General features: G+C 29.5%; 22 protein-coding genes. 21 read left to right on the forward strand and 1 reads right to left on the reverse strand.

What is annotated here, in order from left to right:
• Positions 1–186 precede the first annotated feature (186 nt).
• The 12 genes from BEE63_RS14565 to BEE63_RS14620 all read left to right on the forward strand — a co-directional run bounded on the left by BEE63_RS14565 (position 187) and on the right by BEE63_RS14620 (position 12,551).
• Entirely contained in the window at positions 187–2,940 is a 2,754-nt protein-coding gene (locus BEE63_RS14565; RefSeq protein ID WP_066022084.1) for a sigma 54-interacting transcriptional regulator, read from the forward strand.
• A gap of 82 nt (positions 2,941–3,022) precedes the next feature.
• Positions 3,023–3,493: a PTS galactosamine transporter subunit IIB gene (gene agaB / locus BEE63_RS14570; RefSeq protein ID WP_066022085.1), complete on the forward strand. Its 471-nt coding sequence runs from the start codon at positions 3,023–3,025 to the stop codon at positions 3,491–3,493.
• A gap of 20 nt (positions 3,494–3,513) precedes the next feature.
• Positions 3,514–4,317, forward strand: coding sequence for a PTS galactosamine transporter subunit IIC (gene agaC / locus BEE63_RS14575; RefSeq protein WP_066022086.1), 804 nt, complete (start codon positions 3,514–3,516; stop codon positions 4,315–4,317).
• The gene (agaD, locus tag BEE63_RS14580; protein WP_242874802.1) at positions 4,304–5,131 is read left to right on the forward strand and encodes a PTS galactosamine transporter subunit IID; all 828 of its coding nucleotides are present in this window, start codon (positions 4,304–4,306) and stop codon (positions 5,129–5,131) included. Before agaC ends, agaD begins: the two co-directional genes overlap by 14 nt.
• 1 nt (position 5,132) lies before the next feature.
• Positions 5,133–5,558 carry a hypothetical protein gene (locus BEE63_RS14585; RefSeq protein ID WP_066022088.1) on the forward strand — a complete coding sequence of 142 codons (426 nt, stop codon included), beginning with the start codon at positions 5,133–5,135 and terminating at the stop codon, positions 5,556–5,558.
• Between the two features lie 55 nt (positions 5,559–5,613).
• The gene (nagB, locus tag BEE63_RS14590; protein ID WP_066022089.1) at positions 5,614–6,339 is read left to right on the forward strand and encodes a glucosamine-6-phosphate deaminase; all 726 of its coding nucleotides are present in this window, start codon (positions 5,614–5,616) and stop codon (positions 6,337–6,339) included.
• 126 nt (positions 6,340–6,465) lie between these two features.
• Complete coding sequence (locus BEE63_RS14595; RefSeq protein WP_066022090.1) at positions 6,466–6,879, forward strand: PTS sugar transporter subunit IIA; 414 nt, start codon at positions 6,466–6,468, stop codon at positions 6,877–6,879.
• A gap of 26 nt (positions 6,880–6,905) precedes the next feature.
• Positions 6,906–7,373 carry a PTS system mannose/fructose/N-acetylgalactosamine-transporter subunit IIB gene (locus tag BEE63_RS14600; RefSeq protein WP_066022091.1) on the forward strand — a complete coding sequence of 156 codons (468 nt, stop codon included), beginning with the start codon at positions 6,906–6,908 and terminating at the stop codon, positions 7,371–7,373.
• Positions 7,374–7,390: 17 nt separating this feature from the next.
• Positions 7,391–9,016 carry a PTS system mannose/fructose/sorbose family transporter subunit IID gene (locus BEE63_RS21255; RefSeq protein ID WP_081312558.1) on the forward strand — a complete coding sequence of 542 codons (1,626 nt, stop codon included), beginning with the start codon at positions 7,391–7,393 and terminating at the stop codon, positions 9,014–9,016.
• Between the two features lie 26 nt (positions 9,017–9,042).
• Positions 9,043–9,774, forward strand: a complete 732-nt coding sequence (locus tag BEE63_RS14610) for a galactosamine-6-phosphate isomerase (RefSeq protein WP_066022092.1) — start codon at positions 9,043–9,045, stop codon at positions 9,772–9,774.
• Positions 9,775–10,051: 277 nt separating this feature from the next.
• Positions 10,052–11,194 (forward strand): glycerate kinase family protein, encoded by a 1,143-nt coding sequence (locus BEE63_RS14615; protein ID WP_066022093.1) that lies wholly within the window; start codon positions 10,052–10,054, stop codon positions 11,192–11,194.
• A gap of 175 nt (positions 11,195–11,369) precedes the next feature.
• Positions 11,370–12,551 (forward strand): pyridoxal phosphate-dependent aminotransferase, encoded by a 1,182-nt coding sequence (locus BEE63_RS14620; protein ID WP_066022094.1) that lies wholly within the window; start codon positions 11,370–11,372, stop codon positions 12,549–12,551.
• Between the two features lie 911 nt (positions 12,552–13,462).
• Here BEE63_RS14620 and BEE63_RS14625 read toward each other — a convergent pair.
• Positions 13,463–14,158 carry a Bax inhibitor-1/YccA family protein gene (locus BEE63_RS14625; RefSeq protein ID WP_066022095.1) on the reverse strand — a complete coding sequence of 232 codons (696 nt, stop codon included), beginning with the start codon at positions 14,156–14,158 and terminating at the stop codon, positions 13,463–13,465.
• 272 nt (positions 14,159–14,430) lie between these two features.
• Here BEE63_RS14625 and BEE63_RS14630 point away from each other — a divergent pair, with 272 nt between their 5' ends.
• The 9 genes from BEE63_RS14630 (at position 14,431) to BEE63_RS14665 (ending at position 22,768) form a co-directional block, all read left to right on the forward strand.
• Entirely contained in the window at positions 14,431–14,709 is a 279-nt protein-coding gene (locus BEE63_RS14630; protein ID WP_066022096.1) for an acylphosphatase, read from the forward strand.
• A gap of 143 nt (positions 14,710–14,852) precedes the next feature.
• Complete coding sequence (locus BEE63_RS14635; RefSeq protein WP_066022097.1) at positions 14,853–15,428, forward strand: TetR/AcrR family transcriptional regulator; 576 nt, start codon at positions 14,853–14,855, stop codon at positions 15,426–15,428.
• A gap of 4 nt (positions 15,429–15,432) precedes the next feature.
• The gene (locus BEE63_RS14640; protein ID WP_066022098.1) at positions 15,433–16,230 is read left to right on the forward strand and encodes a flavodoxin family protein; all 798 of its coding nucleotides are present in this window, start codon (positions 15,433–15,435) and stop codon (positions 16,228–16,230) included.
• A gap of 213 nt (positions 16,231–16,443) precedes the next feature.
• Positions 16,444–19,221 carry an AAA domain-containing protein gene (locus BEE63_RS14645; protein WP_066022099.1) on the forward strand — a complete coding sequence of 926 codons (2,778 nt, stop codon included), beginning with the start codon at positions 16,444–16,446 and terminating at the stop codon, positions 19,219–19,221.
• 101 nt (positions 19,222–19,322) lie between these two features.
• The gene (locus BEE63_RS14650; protein WP_066022100.1) at positions 19,323–19,793 is read left to right on the forward strand and encodes a YaiI/YqxD family protein; all 471 of its coding nucleotides are present in this window, start codon (positions 19,323–19,325) and stop codon (positions 19,791–19,793) included.
• Positions 19,794–19,823: 30 nt separating this feature from the next.
• Positions 19,824–19,958: a hypothetical protein gene (locus BEE63_RS22455; RefSeq protein WP_347464507.1), complete on the forward strand. Its 135-nt coding sequence runs from the start codon at positions 19,824–19,826 to the stop codon at positions 19,956–19,958.
• Between the two features lie 12 nt (positions 19,959–19,970).
• Positions 19,971–20,438, forward strand: coding sequence for a class I SAM-dependent methyltransferase (locus tag BEE63_RS14655; RefSeq protein WP_347464735.1), 468 nt, complete (start codon positions 19,971–19,973; stop codon positions 20,436–20,438).
• Between the two features lie 595 nt (positions 20,439–21,033).
• Positions 21,034–21,327: a hypothetical protein gene (locus BEE63_RS14660; protein WP_066022101.1), complete on the forward strand. Its 294-nt coding sequence runs from the start codon at positions 21,034–21,036 to the stop codon at positions 21,325–21,327.
• Positions 21,311–22,768: a hypothetical protein gene (locus tag BEE63_RS14665; RefSeq protein ID WP_066022102.1), complete on the forward strand. Its 1,458-nt coding sequence runs from the start codon at positions 21,311–21,313 to the stop codon at positions 22,766–22,768. The genes BEE63_RS14660 and BEE63_RS14665 overlap by 17 nt, the downstream gene beginning before the upstream one ends.
• The last annotated feature ends 43 nt before the right edge of the window (positions 22,769–22,811 follow it).

Genomic DNA, 22,811 nt, shown 5'->3' on the forward strand with positions numbered 1-22,811 from the left:
TAATTTTTATATGTATTATAATATTAATAATATTACGGTACTAATAATGAAAAACTGATAAATTACAAACGATTAACAAAAAACAACTATAACAAATAGTAAATAAAAGTAGAAAAAATGAAATAATATGCCATTATATTAAAAATCTGAAATAAGCAAATGAAGAGTTAGAAGGTTGAGAAAACAATGACTAATAAAGAGAGTATTTTAAAACAGTTAAAGGAAATTTCTCTTGCAATTGATGGTGAAAAGGAATATGGCGTGACTGCAAAAAATATAGCTGATATATTAGGCATTCAGCGAAATATTGTTAGCCACTTGCTCAATGTACTAAATAAAGAAGGAAAGGCTATAAAGATTAATACAAGGCCTGTTTATTTTATTGATATAGATGTGTATAAAAAAAGAAAATCAGAACTTACACTTTTAGGAAAATATTTAAGCAATAAAAGTAAGGATGTAAAAGACGATAATAGATGCGATGCATTTAAGAAGTTAATAGGTTGCAGTGGAAGCTTAAAGCATATAGTCAATCAATGTAAATCAGCGGTTTTATATCCACCTAAAGGTCTTCCAATCCTTCTTATAGGGGATTCAGGGGTTGGAAAAAGTTTTTTAGCTCAAATTATATATGAATTTGCAGTAGAATCTGAGTGTATACGAAAAAACTCTAATTTTATAATATTTAATTGTGCAGAATATGCAAATAATCCAGAGCTTCTTTCAGCAACACTTTTTGGAGCGGTAAAGGGAGCATATACAGGTGCAGAAAAGGATAAAGTTGGACTTATAGAAGAAGCAGATGGTGGTATGCTTTTCTTAGATGAGATTCACAGGTTACCACCTGAAGGACAAGAAAAGTTATTTCTGTTTTTAGATAAAGGAGTTTTTAGAAGACTTGGTGAAACAGGAAAGTGGAGAAATGCAGAAGTAAGGATGATATTTGCTACTACTGAAAGTTTAAAAGATAATTTCCTTCAAACTTTTTTAAGAAGAATTCCTCTAATTGTCAATATCCCTACATTTAAAGATAGACCTATTAAAGAGAAACTTCAAATAGTTCAAAGTGCATATAAGAAGGAAGCTATTAATATAGAGAAAGATATACTTGTAAGTAACAAAGTATTAAACGTATTGCTAAAAAGCGGAAGTAAGGGCAATATAGGTGGCATAATTAATGCAATAAAATTAAGTTGTGCCAGTGCTTTTGAAAATTCTAAGCAAAGAAAAATTAAGACTTTGAATGTAAAGATAAATAATCTGCCTCAAAATGTTATGGAGAATTTTGACGGTTTAATAGTAAATAATTCAAAATTTTCGGATATGATGATATCATGTTCACAAAGTAGTGATGATGAGTATTTTAACAAAAGTTCCAATGATATAGCTAGTTTAATATCGGAGACAATAGAGATAATAAAGAAATTTAAGAACAGCGAAATACAGTATGAGGATTATCTAAGAAATATGCTTAAGGTTTTTAATAATCTGGTAGATGACATTATATTTAATGAAATTGATAAAAAAAGAAATGCTGTTATAATTAGTTCTATTAAAAAAATAGTAGAGAATATCCTTAGTTATATACAAGTTGAATATGGAATAAGATGCTTTGCAAATAGTGCAGAAATATTAACATATATAATAGTTTATTTTATGGAATATTATGATGATAGTGAAGAGAATATAGATGAATTAATAGATTATTTAAAAGTAAAAAATTCAAAAGATTATAAGGTAGTACTAAAAATAGTTGAGATTCTTGAGTCAAATTTAGATATATCTTTAAGCAGGATGATTAATGTATATATGTTAATATATGTAGCATCATTTAATAGAGATGCTAAAGGCGATAAGTCTAATGCTGTTATTATAGCTCATGGATATTCTACAGCAAGCAGTATTGCAAGTGTTGCTAATAGAATGCTTTCTGAATATATCTTTGAAGCTATTGATATGCCTCTTGAATTATCTACAGCTGAGATTATAGCTAAGCTTAATTTATATATAAGAGAAACTGAAATTTCTAATGGTTTAATAATATTAGTAGACATGGGATCACTTGAAAGTATATATAAAGGAATAGACAAAGAGTTTTACGGTGATTTAGCTATAATAAACAATGTATCAACTCAGTTAGCACTTGATGTTGGAAATAGAATATTAAATTCTGAACCAATTGAACAAATTGCAAAAGAAGCAGCTAACCGCAATGTTTCTAAATATAATTATCTTTGTTTGGGTAAAAGTCGAAAAAATGCAATAATAACAACTTGTTTAACTGGCATAGGGGCGGCGCGTAAGATTAAAGATTTGATGGATAAATGTTTAAAGGATAATGAAGTAGAGGTAATTGCGTATGATTATGAAAGGCTTAGGGGAAATGGTAAGGAGGGTAATATATTCAAACAATACAATGTAAGACTTATAATTGGAACGAGCAATCCTGAAATAGATGGGATACCTTATATATCAATAGAAGACTTTATAATGAAAAAGGGAGATTTGGTTTTAACTAATGCTCTAAGGGATGTAGTTGATATTAAAATAATTGATAAAATAAATAGAGAAGTAGTAAAATTATTTACTTTAGAAAATGTAATAAATTATTTAACTATATTGAATCCAAATAAAATAATAGATCAAGTTGAGAATTCAATTTATAACCTTGAAATAGGATTAGGATTTAAGTTTACAAATGATTTGAGAATAAGTTTATATATTCATATATCATGTATGATAGAAAGACTTGTAATAAAAGATCCAATTATGAATTATAATAAATCAAAGGAATTTGAAAAGTATCATATACACTTTATAAAATTAGTGAAAAAGTCCTTTAGTGTAATAGAACAGTTTTATAAAGTTAAGATACCAATATCGGAAATAGGGTTTATTTATGACAGTATTAAAAATAAAGCCAGTGATTTCAATCTTTAGACCATGCCAAATAGTGATGTACACTATTTGGCATGGTTTTTGCTTTATATAATTATAAAATAAATAAGGAGGTAACAAGATTATGAAACCAAACATTTTGTTAGTACGTATTGATAACAGATTAGTTCATGGTCAGGTAGGTGTAACCTGGACATCATCATTAGGAGCAAACTTACTTGTAGTAGTTAATGACGAGGCAGCAAATAATCAAGTTCAGCAGCAGCTTATGACTATGACAGCAGAAAGCTCAGGAGTTGGCATTAGATTTTTTACTGTAGAAAAAACTATAAGAATCATAAGTAAAGCAGCACCTTCTCAAAAAATATTTATGGTTTGTAAAACTCCTGATACAGTAAGAAAACTTGTAGAAGGTGGAGTACAATTAGAAAAAGTTAATGTTGGAAATATGCATTTTTCAGAGGGGAAAAGAGCTATCACCAAAAAGGTTTACGTAGACGATAAGGACCTGGAAGATTTAAGGTACATAAAATCAAAAGGAGTAGATGTATTTATACAGGATACACCTGGAGATATAAAACATGATATTGAATAATAAAAAAAGGGGGAAAAATAATGCATAGTATAACACTGATTCAAGGTATTTTATTAGCAATTATGGCAATGATATGTGGATTTGACTTCTGGCTTGAAGGACTATATATATTTAGACCAATAATAGTTTGTACATTATCAGGACTTATTTTAGGAGATCTTCATACAGGACTTGTAGCCGGAGCACTTACAGAGCTTGCATTTGCAGGTTTAACACCAGTAGGAGGAACTCAACCACCAAACCCAATTTTAGCAGGTGTTATGACTACGGTTATAGCATATACATCTAAAATTGATGCTAAAACTGCGATTGGTTTAGCGCTACCATTTAGTTTCCTTATGCAGTATATCATATTATTTTACTATTCAGCTTTTTCAGTTATTAATACAAAATTGGAGAAGTATGCAGATGAAGCTGACACTAAATCTTTTGCAAGACTTAATATAATAACTACATTAATAGTTGGAGTAACATATGGAGTTTTAGTATTCTTATGTGCTTATGTTGCACAGGCACCAATGAAAGAATTAGTAGCAAGCATGCCATTATGGTTGTCACATGGTTTTCAAATTGCAGGAAGTATACTACCAGCTGTTGGATTTGGTCTTCTACTCAAGGTTATGTTAAAGATAGAATTTGTTCCATGCTTAATAATTGGATTTGTAGCAGCATCATTCTCAAATTTTTCAAATCTACTTCCAGTTGCATTAATTGGAGTGGCATTAGCTATGTACGAATTCTTTAATCAAAAAAATATAAATAGTAGACAACCTGTTGTTGTTAATAATGAGAAAGTAGGTGATGATTACAGTGAAGGAATCTAATGAAACTAATAAGACTAATGAAACTGGTAAGAAATTAACTAAAAAAGATATTACAAAACTTGGATTAAGAACTGTTTTACTTCAAGCAAGTTTCAACTATGAAAGAATGCAGTCAGGTGGATGGACATATGCACTTCTTCCAGCACTTAAAAAGATTCATGGAGATGACAAAAAAGCATTATCAGAATCAATGAAGGATAATCTTGAGTTTATCAATACTACACCTACTACTGTTGGATTTTTGATGGGACTTATAATTTCCCTTGAAGAAAATAATGAGGATAGAAGCATTATAAAAGGTTTAAGAGTAGCATTATTTGGACCTTTAGCAGGTATTGGCGATGCAATATTCTGGTTTACAATATTACCTATAGTTGCAGGTATTTCAGCTTCTTTTGCAAGTCAGGGAAATGTACTTGGACCAATAATATTCTTTACAACATATGTATGCATTTTTGCATCACGTATATTATACACACGTCTTGGTTATGGTTTAGGAGTTAAGGCAATAGATAAGTTGCAGCAAAATTCCAAGATAATTTCAAAATGTGCAACAATCCTTGGTATAACAGTAATTGGAGCTTTAATAGCATCATATGTTCAAATAAGTGTAGTAACTAAAATAGCAATAAGTTCAGGGCATTCAATTTCGGTGCAAAAGGATTTTCTTGATAAAATATTCCCTAACTTATTACCAATGGCATATACGCTTTTAATGTATTTCTTCTTAAAGAAAAAGAATGTTAAGCCAACAATATTGATATTTTTTACTTTCGTATGTGCAATTTTATTATCAGCTTTAGGAGTGCTATAATATGAAAAATATTTTAATAATATCGGGACATGGTAAGTATGCCACTATGATAAAGAGTTCTATTGAATTTTTAGCTGGTGGCAGTGATGAAATAGAGTATATCGATTTTACGGATAAAGATACAGATATAACTTTAAAAGAAAAAATGAAAAAGGTACTTGTAAAATATGAGAATGATAATGTTTTATTTGTATGTGATATTTTAGGAGGAACACCTTTTAAATGTGCAGTAGAACTTTCAATTGGAAAAGATAGTATAGAGGTTACTGCAGGATGTAATGTTAGTTCAATAATAGAATCTATATTTCAAAAAAATAGCATGAGTATATCTGAACTTGCTGATTTTATAATAGAATCTAGCAAAAATTCTACGGGTAAGTTTGTAATGAAAAAGGAAGTTCGTACTGACAATAGTGAGGGAATATAAATAAATTGCAAGGAACTGCGGTTCCTTGCAATTTAATAAAGGGGTGGACAAATAAATGAAAGTAATGGTAGTTAAAGATTATAATGAAATGAGTATTAAAGCAGCAAGAATAATGGCAAGTCAAATTATTTTAAAACCTAACAGTGTTTTAGGTCTTGCAACAGGAAGCAGTCCTATTGGAATGTATAAGGAGTTAATTAATTTATATAATAAAAAAGAGATTGACTTTAGAAATATTAAAAGTTTTAATTTAGATGAGTATTATGGATTAGATGAAACTAATGAACAAAGTTATCACTATTTTATGATGGAAAATTTATTTAAGCATATAAATATACCTATGGAAAATATTAATATTCCCAATGGAAATGCAAAAAATATGGAAGAAGAATGTTTGAATTACGAAAGAAAAATTCAGCAAAGTGGTGGGATAGATATACAGGTTTTAGGAATAGGTACTAATGGACATATTGGGTTTAATGAGCCTAACATAAATTTTGAAACTAAAACTCATTTAGTTGAATTAGCCAGTAAAACTATAAAGGCTAATGCAAGGTTCTTTGAGGATGAAAATAAAGTCCCTAAAAAAGCTATAAGTATGGGGATTAAAACTATAATGAATTCTAAAAAAATCATATTGCTTGCAAGTGGAAGTTCAAAGGCTGATGCAATATATAAGGCAGTTAAAGGTAAAGTTACACCAGAGGTTCCAGCTTCAATTCTTCAAATTCACAAAGATGTTACTTTTGTAGTAGATAAAGAAGCTGCAAGTAAATTATAAGGGAGTTATTAATGGTTTAGCATGATGATTAAAATCATTTACAATTATTCATATTAGAATTAATATATAAAGAGAAAATAATATTTTGATTTAGATAGAGCTTAATAATAGGAGTGTATAATTAATATGGTTGGAATAATTGCAATATCGCATGGTCCATATGCAAAATCATTAATAGAATCGGTGGAAATGGTTTATGGTAAACAGGAAAAGCTTGAAGCCATTTGTCTTGGAAAAGATGAAAGTATAGAAAGTTTACAGGAAAGAATAAAAGATACTATAAAGAAACTTGATTTAAAAAAAATATTGATAATTGTAGATCTGCTGGGTGGTACACCATATAATGCAACGTCAATCAAGCTGGAAGATCCAAATGTAAATGTAATTACAGGTTTAAATATGCCTATGATTCTGAAAATTTTGCCAAACAGAAATAAAACTTTAGAAGAAATATCGAATATTGCAATAGAAAGCGGTAAAGATGGTATTGTAAATGTAAGTGAAAAGCTTAGAATGTTAAATAAAAATATAAAGGCTTGATTTCAGAATTATGAGGAGATGATTTTTTGCTTAAAATAGCTAGGTTAGATGACAGACTTGTGCATGGTCTCATAATAAATAATTGGTGTACAAATGAGAATATAACGGAAATAATGGTGGTTGACAAAGAAGCATGCGGCAATGAAATGCGAAAAGCGGTTATTCATATGTCAGCACCAGAGGATATAAATGTGATGTTTTGTACTGCTGAAGAGGCAGCTAATATTTATAAAGAAGAAGCAGAATATGAGAATTTAATGATGATCTTTGGAAATCCATTTGAATTACTTGAATTTTTAGATAAAGGTGGAGTTTTAAAAAGTATAAATATTGGAGGAATGACTTTTAAAGAGGGAAGAAAGCGTTTAAGTACTTCAGTTTATGCAACCAAAGAAGAAGTAGAAGCTTTAAAGAAAATAGCAGATAAAAAAATTTTACTTGAAGTAAGAATATTACCAACTGATATAAGTGTAGATTTGTTAAAGTACATTTAAACGTAGGAGAGGATGTTATGTCTATTGGGCAAGCAATTCTTTTATTTATATTTTCCTCTATTTCTGGAATCGATTCTTCAGCTGAAGAATTTCAGACACATAGACCCTTAATTGCAGGAACTTTGGCTGGAATTGCACTTGGCGATATAAAAACTGGAATTATTGCGGGAGCAACTATGGAATTTGTGGCGCTTGGCTGGATGACTATAGGTGCTGCAGTACCGCCAGATCCAGCACTTGCAGGTATAACTGTTGCAATACTTGAAATACTCGGAAAACAAAATGTAGGTGTGGCAGTAAGCATAGCAATACCTATAGCAGTGGCAGGACAGCTGCTTCAGATAGCTCAAAAAGGAACAATTGACATTATACTTATGCACTTTGCTGAAGCTGGAGTAGAAAAGGGTAAGCTTTCAAGAGTTACTATAGCACATTTTTTAACTGCAATTCCAAGTGCGTTAAGAGTAGCAGTACCATCTCTTCTTATGGCATATTTTGCAAATGCAACTCTAGTGCAAAGTATGTTAAATTCAATTCCAAAAGAAATCACTACAGGACTTCAAATTTCATCGGGACTTTTAGTTATGGTTGGATATGCTATGATACTTAATTTAATAAATTCAAAGGAACTGCTGCCGTTTCTTATAATAGGTTTTTTAGTTATGACTTTTTCGGATATAACTATATTTGCTCTTACACTTTTAGGGATTAGCTTTGCAGTTATTTATTATCACATAACATCTCTTATATTAAAGTCACAGCAAAATAGAGATAAAAGATTTAGAAGAAGCGAAGTAAAAGATAAAGAAGGGGAAAATAGAAGCAAAATTAGAATTTCAAAATTTGATTTAATGAAGGTATTTTGGAGAACTCAGTTTTTTCAGATATCCTGGAATTATGAAAGACTTCAAAATTTATGTTACTGCTATTCTATAATGCCTATATTAAAAAAATTATATAAGAATAAAGAAGATTTAATAGTGGCAGTTAAGGCTAATCTCGAATATTACAACTCACATCCTTTTTTTGTATCAATTATACTGGGAATAAATACAGCCATGGAAGAAGCGAAAGCTAATGGTGAAAAAATTGATGAAAGGGATATTACCCAGGTGAAAATTGCTTTTATGGGGCCTCTTGCAGGTGTTGGTGATCCTGTATTTTGGGGTACGATAAGACCTATGCTGGCTGCCATTGGAGCAGGTATAGCTATTAAAGGAAATATATCAGGTGTAATATTATTTTTTGTAGGTATAAATGCAGTTAGGCTTTTTATGAGGTATAATACGTTGATGTTTTCATATAAAAAGGGCGTAAGTGTAATATCGCACATAAAAGATTTTATGCCTAGATTAAAAAATATAATGGCGGTATTATCTTATACAATAATAGGAGGATTAATAGCTAGGCTTACTAAAGTTAACATAGGAGTTGTATTATATAGCTTTGTAAGTAAAGGGAAGCTTCAGTATGTGACTTTTCAGCAGCAATTGGATGCTATAATGCCTAATATTTTGCCACTTTTAATAATTTTTATTATATGCTGGCTTTTGAAGAAAAAAGTTTCGCCGCTTATTTGTATGTTCGGACTTATGATAATCGGTATAGTTGGATATGCTTTTGGAATTTTAAGTTTAACTTAAGTCTTATAATAAGGTGGAAAAATCAAATGAAAAAAATAGTAAATGGATTAAATTTTATCGAAGCAGAAGATTATAAAAAATTAAGCGAAATAAGTGCAAAACAGATGATAGAATGCGTGAAAGAAAAACCTAATGCATTAATTTGCATAGCTACTGGGGCTTCACCTAAGCTTGCATATGAATTGTTTCACAAAATGGCTTATGAAGAACATATTGACCTTAGTAAGCTTAGAATAATAAAACTTGATGAATGGCTTGGAGTAAAAAATGAAGATCCTGCTACAAGTGAATTCTATATAAGAAAAAATATAATTAAACCATTAATGATTAAAGAGGAAAATTATATTGGTTTTAACGCCAGCGTAGAAGATGGTGAAGCAGAAAGCAGTAGAATAAATAATATTTTGAAAAAGTGCGGTCCTATTGACTTGTGTATATTAGGATTGGGAAAGAACGGCCATCTTGGTTTAAATGAGCCTGGTGAATATCTATTACCATATTCTCATGTTACTAAGCTTACAGAGAAGAGTAAGACTCATGATATGCTTAAGAAAACAGATGCTGTTGTAAACTATGGCATAACACTTGGAATAAAGGATATATTATCATCAAATAAAATTTTGTTTATGGTGTCAGGCGATGAGAAAAAAGAGGCATTTAATGCTTTTTTAGAGAAAAAAATAAGAAGCAGTTTACCTGCATCTATGTTATGGCTTCATGATAATGTTGTGTGTGTATTTGAGAGTAAATGTAAATAGTTAGTTTTTAGGATATCAGTGAAAACGCTGGTATCTTTTTTTATTCTTTATTGAGAGAACAGGTTTACCATGGACAGTTGATGTTATGATTTCCAGTACGCATAGTATAATGGGATGAGTAATAACTTTTGACAGAACTTAAAATAGATGCTATGTTCATATTACATATAATAGGTTTAATTGTAATGTGGAATGCTAATTAAGTTACTGAATTTATACTATGAATAGTAATGATATTTATAGATTATTATAAAGAAATTTGTTAGGAGAATGTCTTATGAAGAATTTTACAATTGTTTTAGCACCTGATTCTTTTAAAGAAAGCATGACTGCAAAAGAAGTTTGTATAGCAATGGAAAAGGGAATAAAAAGGGTTAATAGTAAGATTAATTGTATACATGTTCCAATGGCAGATGGCGGAGAAGGTACGATGCAGTCTCTTATTGACGCTACAAATGGAGAAATATATTCATTAAAGGTAACAGGACCACTTTTAAATAAAGTTGAAGCACAGTATGGCATTTTAGGAGATGGAAAGGTTGGAGTAATTGAAATGGCAAGTGCCAGTGGAATTCAGCTAGTACCAAAGGAAAAAAGAAATCCATTAGTTACAACAACTTATGGAACAGGAGAGCTTATTAAAGCATGTCTTGATAAGGGAGTAAAGAAAATACTCATAGGCATAGGTGGAAGTTCAACTAATGATGGTGGATTTGGTGCTGTAAAGGCACTTGGAGCAAAATTTTTAGACGAAGCTGGAAAAGATATAGGTTTTGGCGGGGGAAGCCTCAACAAACTAAAAAAAATAGATTTATCTGGATTTGATACGAGATTAAGTGATGTAGAAATTGAAATTGCCTCGGATGTCAACAATCCTCTCTGCGGAGAAAATGGAGCCTCAAATGTATTTGGACCGCAAAAGGGTGCTACAAAAGAGATGATTGAAGTTTTAGACCAAAATTTAAAGCACTATGCGGATGTAATAAAAGAGCAGTGTCATAAAGATGTTGTAAATATGCCTGGAGCTGGGGCGGCAGGAGGACTCGGTGCAGGACTTGTAGCTTTTTTAGATGGAAAACTTAAAAAAGGAATTGAACTGGTTATAAAGTATTCCGGATTAGAGGAAAAGGTAAAAAATTGCGACTTTGTGTTTACAGGGGAAGGAAGCATAGATTTTCAAACTAAATTTGGAAAGACACCAATTGGAGTTGCAGGTGTTGCTAAGAAGTATGGTAAGCCTGTTATTGCACTTGCAGGAAAAGTTGGAGATAACATAGATGATTTATATGAAGGCGGCATAGATTCTATTTTTGGAATAATGCGAGGAAGCACATCGCTGGAGGAAGCTCTTAAGGGTGGAAAAGAAAATGTTGAAAAAGCTTCCGAAAATATAATGAGGTTAATAAATTTAAATATATAAAAATGTGGGAAGAATAATATATTTTATTTTTTTAAATATGAAAATTGATGTTATAATAAAATAGTGAAGTGATAGTTTTTTAGATAATATTGAATTAATTTTGTAAGCTTAAAGCTGAAATTATAAAAAATCAATTATTATAAATTAATATAAAGTTTTGGGAGGAGTTATTGATATGATATCACAAAAAATGTATGAACTAGGAAGTAAACGCTCTGTTATAAGAGAAATTTTTGAGTTTGGAAAAAAGAGAGCAGCAGAAGTAGGAGCAGAAAACGTGTATGATTTTAGTATTGGAAACCCAAATGTGCCAGCTCCAGAAGCAGTAAAAAAAGCAATAATTGAAATATTAGATACAGAAGATCCAGTGTCTATTCACGGATATACAAGTGCACAGGGAGATCCAGTTGTAAGGGATACTATAGCTAAATCAATAAATAAAAGATTTGGTACAGCTTTTAATGGTGACAATATATACATGACAGTTGGAGCAGCAGCATCAATACATATATGTTTTTCAGCCTTAACAAATCCCGGCGATGAATTTATAACTTTTGCTCCATATTTCCCTGAATACAGATGTTTTGTAGAAGCTGCTGGTGCTAAGCTTGTAGAAGTTCCTGCACAAATAGAAAACTTCCAGATAAATTTTAGTGAATTTGAAAAGAGAATAAATGAACATACAAAAGCCGTTATTGTAGATTCTCCAAACAATCCTTCAGGAGTAGTTTATACAGAGGATACAATTAAAAAGCTTGCTGAAATGCTTAAGAGCAAATCTAAAGAGTATGGACACACAATTTACCTTATATCGGACGAGCCTTACCGTGAAATTGCTTATGATGTAGAGGTACCATATTTAACAAAATACTATGATAACACCTTTGTATGTTATTCTTATAGTAAATCTCTTTCTCTTCCGGGTGAAAGAGTAGGTTATATAGTTGTACCAGATGAAATGGAAGATTCTAAAAAAGTGTATGCAGCTGTTTGCGGAGCAGGAAGAGCCTTAGGATATGTATGCGCTCCAAGCTTATTCCAGAAGGTAGTTGCAAAATGTGCTGATAAAACTTCTGATATTGGAATCTACAGAAAAAATAGAGATTTGCTTTACAATGGTTTAACTAAATTAGGATATAAATGCGTAAAACCTGAAGGAGCATTTTACTTATTCCCACAGTCACTTGAAAAAGATGCATATGCTTTCTGTGAAAGAGCAAAGAAATATAATTTATTGTTAGTTCCAGGAGATGATTTTGGCTGTCCAGGACATGTACGTATTTCATACTGCGTTACAACAGAGCAGATTGAAAAATCACTTTCTGCTTTTGAGAAACTAGCTGAAGAATATAAATAGAAATAACATTATTTTAGAACATTAAAAAAACTCTATAAATCTAAGGTGAAAAATCGTAAAATACTAAGATATTTCAATAACTCGCTAAAAAGATGCTCAGACAAATTGAAATATCTAAGTATTTTACGATTTTTTCACCAAGATTTATTAGAGTTTTCTTAAATTGTTCTTAAAATAATGTTATTTCTATTTTGGAGAAAGGCAAGGAAGATTTTCTTCCGCTAGCGCTACCGAAAATCTGAAGTTAAGGTTTATATAAGGTTAAGTGTCGAATAATGAAAATCCTAAGATATTTCAATAACGCGCTAATAATAAAAGTGATTATATATGGTTAAGAAGGATAACAATCATATATGTGGGTTGGGTCAAAGACACATTATCCTTCTTTATAAAATACAGACTATATTAATGTTTACGACTAATAACTTTGATTTAGAGGCTTATCTAAATCTTTTATAATATAGAGATTGCCTATATTAAGTAAATAAGGATAATGGGCAAAGCCCAAGCCTCGTATATGATAATATTGAAATATCTAAGTATTTTATGATTTTTTAACCAAGTTTTATTAGAGTTTTTTTAAACAGTTTTTAAAATAATGTTATTTCTGTTTTGAGGTAAATCAGGGAATATTTTCCTACGTTACACTCCCGAAAATCTGAAGTTAAGGCTTATATAAGATTAAGAAGGATAACGATTGTCTAAACTTTTAATGTAATTTAAAGAGTGACTATAGTAAATCACTATTTATTTGATATCATATTGTTTTAACTTTAGGTAGATTGATGGATTAGTCATTATTAATCGGTGGAAAAGAAAAAAACTATTAAATTATATAACATACATAATTTAATAGTTTTTTTTGAAGTCTTATAGTTTAAATTTTAGAAGATGAAAATCAGATATTATGTTTATCTTTTCTTTCCAAAGATTCTTAAAATGTAAACAAAGAGATTTATAAAGTCAAGATATAGTGTAAGTGCACCAAGAATGCTTACTTTATCTCTAATCTCTATATCATCAGTATAGTTAAATGATATAGCCATTCTTTTAATCTTTTGAGTATCATATGCAGTAAGTGCTACAAAGACGATAACACCGATGCAGGATATAATCATAGAAAACATGTCGTTTAAAATAAAAATATTAACAATTGAAGCAAGTATGAGTCCTATTAGTGCCATAAAGCATATATTGCCTATGCTTGAAAGATCTTTTTTTGTAACATATCCATAAGCACACATGATTCCAAAAGTTCCAGCAGTTACAACGAATACACTTGCAATTGACATTAAATCATATGCAATGAATATCCATGAAAGCGTGATGCCATTTACTACTGAGTATACAGCAAATAATAAAAGTGCAGCTTGTGAAGAAAGCTTATCAATTGTTCTTGATAAAACAATAACCATTAAAACTTCAGCTATAGCTAAAACGTAAAAAAGTGATCTATTTTCAAAAAGTCTATAGCTTAAAGCTGGAGTAACGCCTATAGCAAAGGATACTATAGCTGTAAGTAAAAGTGCGAGTGCCATCCATACATAAATTTGAAGCATTAAGCCTTGATGTGCTTTGCTCTCGTTGGTTGAATTTAAGTTTTCCATAAGTAACCTCCAGTAACTTAATTTTTAGTTTTATATTATTTTATCATAATCATTTGCATATGGCAAAAAAAATTTAATGACTGTTAATATCTAATTAAAAAAATATTAATAAAAATTATACTTATACATATTGAATTTAAAATAGAAGAAAATTAATAGTGAATACTTTGTTTTTTTTGAAGAAAATAAAGCAACTTTTATGATATAATTTACTTAAAATTTACACTGCTTTTTGGTAAAGTCAAATATTAATATAGTTTGGGGTGTATTTTATGGAAAGATATTTAGTAAAGGTACGTGGAAGAGTTCAGGGAGTTGGCTTTAGATATTTTGCACAATACACGGCAGAACTTTGTAAGGTAACTGGTTCAGTAAAAAATTGTGATGACGGCACAGTTAGAATAGAAGCACAGGGAGAAGAAAAAGCTCTGAATAAATATTTTCAGAAAATAAGAGAAGGCAATAATAAGTTTACTAAGGTAGAAGAAATGGTCACTAAAAAAATTGATGTTGTTGCTGATGAGAAAAAATTTAAGATAAAATATTATTAGAGAGTATTGTATGTACTATAAGCGAAGTAACAGTATTTTGTGAAAGTAAAATTCAAAATACTGTTACTTCATAATGTTTTTTGACAAAGTACATATATCAGTCATATAATGAAACTGAACATTGTTCAAAAACGGAGGCAAATATGAAAAAATCAGAATTGGCAAAGGAAAAAATAATTGAAGTTACAATAGATTTAATACAAAATGCAAATGGCGAAATTCATAAAATAACAACACGTGCAATTGCAAAACAAGCAGGCATTGGAGTAGGTTTAGTGAACTATCACTTTGAATCTAAAAATAAGCTTATTGAAATTTGTGTTCAGAGAATTATTAGTGATGTAATTAGGTCTTTTAAACCTAAGATTAATAATGAATTGGATTCAATTGACCGAATTAAGAAAGTTACAAAAATGGTAGCTGATTTTTTAATTCAAAATCCTTCTGTTTCTAAAATTTCAATATTGGGAGATATGAACACCCCAAGTACAGTGGATAATACTATGCAAACAGTAAAAGGTTTTCTAATTTCTATGGAAGATTACAATTTTCCTAAAGAAGAAAAAATGCTGCTGAGCTTTGCCTTAACTTCTATTTTGCAGGCAGTATTTTTAAGAAAAAATATTACAAAAGAAAGCTTTGGATTTGATTTTAATAATAAGGAAGAAAGAGAAAGCTTTATTGATTTTATGATAGATAAATTATTTGGAGGTAAATAGTAATATGAAAATACTCATAATTAATGGAGGATCAAGATGTGGAAACACGTGGAAATTAACCATGCTTGTAAAAAAATATCTATTATTAATGTCCAGCAATATAGAGTTTACAGAAATTCATTTGAAAAATTTAAATTTGCCATTTTGTACAGGGTGCAGTTTATGTTTTAGAAAAGGACATATTTACTGCCCTCACAATAATATTATTCAAAAAATAATGGATGAGATTGAGGAAAGTGATGGCGTTATTTTTGGGGCTCCAACCTATAATATGCAGATGCCAGCCCTTACTAAAAATTTCATTGACCACTTGTGTTTTATGCTTCACCGACCTAGATATTTTAGTAAAAAAGCACTTGTGATTTCAACTACAGGTGGCGTTGGAGCAGGAAACTCAACAGAATATATGGCTGGAACTATGAAGGGGTGGGGCTTTAATCGCTGCTATAAGCTGCCAATAAATACAATTAGCTGGAACAATTATTTACCTACAGAAAAGCATAAAAGAAAAGCAAAAGCTGTTGCCAGAAAATTTTATGAGGACATTGCAAGCAGGAGACTGCATTCTCCGTCATTTTCAATCATGATACCATATAATTTATTTAGAGCAATGAGTTTTGATTATTTAAAAGGCTCGGAATATGAAACTCAAGATGGAGTCTTCTGGCAGGAGGAAAATAGGCTTAATAGGGCTTATGCAGCTGGTGTGCCACTGCCGATATTTAAAAGGCTTTTTGGAAATATGTTTTATTTTATTGGAAGGAAGCTGTCTAAGCATATGATAGTTACTTATAAAAAATAGATTAATTAGCATTTTGCGATAGACGAGTATACTTTTTATTTATAGGTATAAAATGGAATATTGCCAAGCAAAGTGATAAAATAAAGTTATTCTAATTATGGTATATCTCAAAATAATTTATATCAGATGTATGCCTATGCTAAAAATGATATCTTGTTTAATAAGCAAAATTGATGCAGAAGTTTAATGTATCAATAGTATAAGGAGAACTAAATGGATATATATACAAATTTAATTTTAATTAAAAATAATAAAACAAAAGAGCTTGAGGATAAAACCCAAGAAATAGATTATTTAAAGCCTTTTAGGGATAAAGTAGAAATAGCTTATTTAAATGGAAAAAAGTCTTATATGTATAACGCTTCTAATGTACAAGTATTTAAAGCACCTAAAAAAGTTAGTTCTAAAGATTGTATTGTATATATTTCTAATATTCCAGTAAGAGAAACAGCAGAAGTGCTTGATTTCGGAGAATACATTAGAGTAATTGAAGATGATGGAAAGACAGAAATTCATCATAAATCGGAAGTAAGATATGAAAGTTCATGTCTAAAATCAAATAAAACTAAAGCTGTTTTTGATTATTTAAAAAAATTATCAATGTATGTAAGTGTAATGGAAGATGGGAAAACTTTATTATTTGATCAATATAAAAAAATATCTAAGCTTAGCGCTGATAGTGTACTTTATACATATTTAGAAGGAAAGAATATTAAAATCCATAAAAATAAAAAAGTTGTAATATTTCCATTTGGGTTTAATATAAGTCAGAAGAAAGCTGTAAATACAGCACTCCAAAATTCCATAAGTATTATTGAAGGACCTCCTGGAACAGGGAAGACTCAAACTATATTAAACATTATTGCTAATCTTGTTTACAGTGGTAAAAATGTTGGGGTTGTTTCTGGAAATAATTCTGCAACAGCTAATGTTTATGAGAAGCTAGAGAAAGATGGATATGGTTTTATTAATGCACTGCTCGGAAGAAAGGATAAAAAAGTTGATTTTTTTGAGAATAAGCAAGCTGATTTGCCGAATCTAAAAAGCTGGAAATTAGAAACTGAAGAAGAAAAAAGTTTGTGTGACAGCTTGAAAAATATGGATAGTACTTTAGAAGGGTTACTTCAAAAACAAAATAGAATGGTTAAATTACAGGAAAAGCTTTCGAAATTTAAACTTGAACAAAAGTACTTTGAAGCTAATTTTAAATGGGAATACGTAACTACATCAAGTTATTCAATCGGCAGAAAGTGGACGAGTAATTTAATATTAAATTTTTTGCTTTACTTTGAGAGAATTATGTTAAGAAACAAAAAAATGAATTTGATAATTAAAGCAATACTATTTGTTGATTATGGAATTTATAAATTTAAATACATAAGTGAAAACCAAAATATAGTAGTAAATTCACTTAAGAGAGATTATTACAATAGAGTTATTGAGGATTTAGAAAATGAAATAGCAGATTTACAAAATGATTTAGAAGGTAAAAGTTATGACGGTCTAATGAAGGAGTTTAGAGATGGATCTTCAAAGTTATTTAGAGATTATATTGAAAAAAGATATACCAAAGAAAGTAGAAAGAGATATACAATAAAAAGCTTTAAGTACAATTTTAAAAATTTTATAAAGGATTATCCAATAATATTAAGCACCACAAACTCAATAATGACATGCATACCAGAAAATTATTTGTTTGATTATTTAATTATTGATGAAGCTTCCCAGGTGGATTTGGTAACTGCAGCACTTGCACTTGCTTGCTGCAAAAATGTTGTTATAGTTGGAGATGTAAAGCAGCTGCCTCAAATTGTCCCTTCCGATATAAAGAAAAACAGTGATAAACTTTTTTATGAGGCTAATATTAATGAAGCCTATAATTACAGTGAATACAGCATTATATCATCTTTAATTAAGCTCTATAAAGATAAGCTGCCAAGAACCTTACTATGCGAGCATTATAGATGCCATCCTAAGATAATAGGATTTTGCAATGAAAAGTTTTATGATAATAAGCTTGTAATTATGACTAAGGAAAAAGACGAGGATGTTCCTCTAAAAATTTATAAGACAGCGCCTGGTAATCATGCACGTAAAGATAAACTCAGTGGTAGCTTAAATAACTTAAGGCAGATAGAAGTTATACGAGATGAGATTATTAATACAAATAAAGCCAGGTATGGAGATTGCAGCAGTGTTGGAATTATATGTCCATATAAAAAGCAAGCCGTGGATGCAAAAAGATACTTTCAAAATTCAAATATAGAAATTGATACTGTACATAAGTTTCAAGGGAGAGAAAAGGATACAGTAATATTTTCAACAGTAGTAAATGATATAAATTCATTCGTGGATGATGAAAACTTAATAAATGTGGCAGTATCTCGTGCTGTAAAAGAATTTATAATAGTAACATCAAGTAAACTCTTTAAACGCCACGGGAGTAATATTGGGGATTTAATTAGATATATACAGTACAATTCTTTAGAAAATGCTGTAGTTGAAAGTCAAAAGATTTCAGTATTTGATTTACTATACAGCAAATATTCTAATAAACTTTTAAAAATAATGAGTTTAGCAAAAAATGTTTCTGAGTATAAATCTGAAAATTTAATGTACAGTGTAATAGAAGAAGTGTTAAATTATCCTCAGTATGCTTCATTTAGGTGTGTTCTTCACATACCGTTAAATTCTATAGTAAAAGATCTTACAAAATTAAATAATGAAGAGAAAGCATTTATTCAAAATCCGTGGACACATGTAGACTTCCTAATATTTAATAAGTTAGACAAAGAGCCAGTACTCGTTGTAGAAGTTGATGGATACGAATACCATATGAATAGCAGTGAGCAGAGAAGAAGAGATACTGTTAAGAATAAAATATTAAGAGAGATAGATTTGCATATTCTAAGGGTCGCTACTAATGAAAGTGGAGAAAAGGAAAAGTTAATTGAAATGCTGGATAGGATTATTAAGGAGTCTGGAGAGTGATTAGGAAAATTTAAGAAAAGTATAATATTAAAAGCATTTAATTTATAGTAAAATATAAATAAGGAAATTCAAACGTAATATATTAGAATGGATGTGAAGCAATGACTATTTATGTTGATGCAGATGCCTGCCCGGTTGTTCATATTGTAGAGCATACGGCTAAAGAAAATAACATTCCAGTAACTCTTTTGTGTGACACGAACCACGTTTTAACGTCTAATTACAGCGAAATTAAAATAATAGGAGCTGGCGCCGATGCTGTGGATTTTGCTCTTGTTAATCTATGCAGAAAAGGTGACATAGTTGTTACTCAGGATTACGGTGTGGCTGCAATGGCACTTGGGAAAAGCGCGTATGCAATTCATCAATCTGGAAAGTGGTATACAAATGATAATATTGACCAGATGCTTATGGAAAGACATCTTGCAAAGAAAGCCAGAAGATCAGCTTCAAAGAATCATTTAAAAGGACCTAAAAAGAGAACTCTTGAAGATGATGAAAGGTTTGAGGGGAGCTTCAGGAAGCTTATTAAAAAAGCGAGCGTGGAGAATAAAGAAAGAGGTGAGCTTTAGTGGGAGCTTACAGAAAAATTCTCACTAAAAATGAAAATGAGTTTTGATAAGGTTGCAAGTAGCTGGGATAACCCTAAAAGAATTAAGAGAGCTGCTGTAATATCAGATAAAATAGCGGAAAAGATTAATCCAAATAAAAATTATTCAGCCATGGAATTTGGATGAGGTACAGGACTTATAAGTTTTAATTTATACAATAAGCTTAAAAAGGTTACTCTTATAGACACATCTAGAGGCATGATAGATGTTCTTAAATCCAAAATAGATAAGTACGGTGTGAAGAACATGTTTCCGGAGCAGCTTGATATATTTAAAAATCTCCCACAGGAAAAGTTTGATGTGATTTATACTTCCATGGTACTTCACTACATTAAGGATACGACTGCAATAATAGATATTTTTTATAAACTTCTTAATGATAAAGGTTTAGTATGCATAGTGGATTTGAATGAAGAAGATGGAAGCTTTCACGGAAGTGATCCCGATTTTGACGGTCACAATGGTTTTAATCAGGAGGAATTTAAAAAGCTTTTAGAAAATGCGGGTTTTAAGGACGTACAGTCTGAAACATTTTTTTACGGAAAGAAAATGGTAGAAGACAGGAAAGTGGATTATTCCCTATTTGTTCTTACGGGAAGAAAATAAGAAAAATTATGCACAAGAAAATTAAATAAGTGTTGATAAAATCGCTGGTACTGTGGATATGTGTTGGCGATTTTGTTTTTGTAGGGTGCAAAAAATAAACGGATCTAGGTATAATTTCTACTTATTGAGATTTTATGGGTAAATAGGCGAAAAATATGGGATATTGGTATGGTTTTGTAGTAAAATATAAAATAGAGATAATGGAAAATTATTTAAATGAAAATAAATTAAAATAAAGATTAAAAGACAATTCTGATTTTCATTGAGAAATAAAGATAAATGAAAGCAATATTGATACTTTTACTTAGAAAATGGACTGCGTTTTATTGTTTTATAATAATATAGTAACAGTACTTTCAATGCATATGAATTCTAAAAATAATGAAGAGAAGGTAATTGGTGTTGTTGAGGTAATGATTAAGGGATAAAGTGTAATACAGTATTTATAGAATAATTGCTTTGATTTTTCAATGATACAATTATAAGTAATGCTATGTGTGAAATATACATTATATTATAATGTTAAAAATCTTAAAATTAGGTTTTGATAATTTAAATTATAATATTTACAAGAGATTTAAAGGATGAAGAGTAAGTGAAAATAGAATTTACTGATTTAATTAATATTATGGAAATTAACAAGATTATTTATTATGGAAGAAAGACTATGAATTCAAATGATATTGATTTAGTAGTAGTTTCAGATGATTTCGAAAGTATGTATGATTATAAGAGATTAAATGTTGTTAAAAAATACATTAGATCAAAGAAAAAACTTGATTTAATATGTTTAACAATAAAAGAATTTAATGAATTAATTGATATAAGAAGTAAATATTTTAGTAATGTTATGGAAAGGGGAGAAATATTGTATGAGAGAAGAAAATAAATATATATTCAAATTATTATCAAATTCAGTTCATAATTATGTAAATAAATATGCCAATGAAGAAAATTTAAATATGTATATTAGATCCATGTTGGCTGAATGTTATTTAGCAATAGATTCTTTATTGAAAAATGAATTCATTGTACCACATGAGATAGTAATATTAAAAAGAGATTTAGCTAAAATTTATAATGCTGTTTATAAAGAAGAATCACTTTTTTATTGTTCCAGTTTTAGTTATGCTTATTCCGTTGTAAAGGGTGGAGATATTAAAGAAATACAAAACCAGTTTAAAAAGATAAATTTAGATATTATGGCAATGTTAATTAATATAAAATCAATAATGAAAGGGAATAGTGATCTTGGATCTTCTATTGATAGTTCATTTTTTTCGACAATAGAAAATTGTACTTGGGCATTTACATATGTTATTAATAAGGAAATAGAAGAATATTATATACCTTCACTTTATTGTATTGGTAATATGATTCAGACATTAATACTTTATTATAAAGCGGGAAAAAGCAAATTTAGAGATCAAATATTACCATTAATAGATAGTTTAAATAAGATACTCAACAAATTTTTAAATAATGATAAAGTAAAAAAAATCATACATAATAATAATCAATTAAGCTATTTTATTGAAAATCAGTTAAAGTATTGTTTCAATATTAAAGGAAAAACGTATGATGTTGTTATTAATTTAGAAGAAGTAAGGTTCGAAAGAATACGTTCGGTACTTAGAATATTGACAAGTTTATTCAAAATAAATAAACAGTACTTTAAGGAATATTTTAAGATCCAATACAGTAGATTGGTTGATGAATTAGAGAATATGAATATTTTAGATAAGATATTATTTTTAAGATCGTTGTCTGATTATAATTATCATTTTGAAGAAAATGATAATTATAAGTTTGAACTTGGTATGATTGAAATATATGACAAGATAGATATAGAAGATTTTTTAAATCATGTTTTTAATATTGAAAAAATCAATGTTAATAGTGTCAAACAAAGTGATATTGATAAATTAAAATTGTTAAAAGACTGTGAGCTTCGTGCAAGATTTTCACATACAATTAAAGGTGTAAGCAAAAGGATTCTTGACAGGGAAGCGTCAAAACCTCATGGTGTTTTTGAAATTTCAGATATGGAAGTACCAATTATTTATCATGGTAAAAAAATATATTTATGTATGCCATTCAAATCAGGTGTTGAGATACTACAAAATTCTGTGCCGATAAATGTTGCATATCAAATAATAAAACCATATGCTGAATTCAGTAATTGTGTTGTGGTTTTTGTTACTGCGAAAAGGTGTTCTGAAAGTTTGATGAATTATATAAAAAAAATTAAAGATAAAATGGGATGGCCAATAGGAATTATAGAAGACAAGGTTTTAGCAGGATTGCTATTAATGAATGGAGAAATATAATAAACTCAAAAATTAGAAGTTAAACTTAATTAATTTATTAATC

The sequence above is a fragment of the Clostridium pasteurianum genome (assembly GCF_001705235.1).
GTDB lineage: Bacteria > Bacillota > Clostridia > Clostridiales > Clostridiaceae > Clostridium_S > Clostridium_S pasteurianum_A.

Coding starts and splice junctions, on each gene's coding strand:
- BEE63_RS22455 (WP_347464507.1), top strand. CDS start 19,824: ATGAAAATGAGTTTTGATAAGGTTGCAAGTAGCTGGGATAACCCTAAA.
- BEE63_RS14635 (WP_066022097.1), top strand. CDS start 14,853: ATGAAAAAATCAGAATTGGCAAAGGAAAAAATAATTGAAGTTACAATA.
- agaC (WP_066022086.1), top strand. CDS start 3,514: ATGCATAGTATAACACTGATTCAAGGTATTTTATTAGCAATTATGGCA.
- BEE63_RS14620 (WP_066022094.1), top strand. CDS start 11,370: ATGATATCACAAAAAATGTATGAACTAGGAAGTAAACGCTCTGTTATA.
- BEE63_RS14640 (WP_066022098.1), top strand. CDS start 15,433: ATGAAAATACTCATAATTAATGGAGGATCAAGATGTGGAAACACGTGG.
- BEE63_RS21255 (WP_081312558.1), top strand. CDS start 7,391: ATGTCTATTGGGCAAGCAATTCTTTTATTTATATTTTCCTCTATTTCT.
- agaB (WP_066022085.1), top strand. CDS start 3,023: ATGAAACCAAACATTTTGTTAGTACGTATTGATAACAGATTAGTTCAT.
- BEE63_RS14610 (WP_066022092.1), top strand. CDS start 9,043: ATGAAAAAAATAGTAAATGGATTAAATTTTATCGAAGCAGAAGATTAT.
- BEE63_RS14650 (WP_066022100.1), top strand. CDS start 19,323: ATGACTATTTATGTTGATGCAGATGCCTGCCCGGTTGTTCATATTGTA.
- BEE63_RS14625 (WP_066022095.1), bottom strand. CDS start 14,158: ATGGAAAACTTAAATTCAACCAACGAGAGCAAAGCACATCAAGGCTTA.
- BEE63_RS14665 (WP_066022102.1), top strand. CDS start 21,311: ATGAGAGAAGAAAATAAATATATATTCAAATTATTATCAAATTCAGTT.
- BEE63_RS14595 (WP_066022090.1), top strand. CDS start 6,466: ATGGTTGGAATAATTGCAATATCGCATGGTCCATATGCAAAATCATTA.
- BEE63_RS14630 (WP_066022096.1), top strand. CDS start 14,431: ATGGAAAGATATTTAGTAAAGGTACGTGGAAGAGTTCAGGGAGTTGGC.
- BEE63_RS14615 (WP_066022093.1), top strand. CDS start 10,052: ATGAAGAATTTTACAATTGTTTTAGCACCTGATTCTTTTAAAGAAAGC.
- nagB (WP_066022089.1), top strand. CDS start 5,614: ATGAAAGTAATGGTAGTTAAAGATTATAATGAAATGAGTATTAAAGCA.
- BEE63_RS14585 (WP_066022088.1), top strand. CDS start 5,133: ATGAAAAATATTTTAATAATATCGGGACATGGTAAGTATGCCACTATG.
- BEE63_RS14645 (WP_066022099.1), top strand. CDS start 16,444: ATGGATATATATACAAATTTAATTTTAATTAAAAATAATAAAACAAAA.
- BEE63_RS14565 (WP_066022084.1), top strand. CDS start 187: ATGACTAATAAAGAGAGTATTTTAAAACAGTTAAAGGAAATTTCTCTT.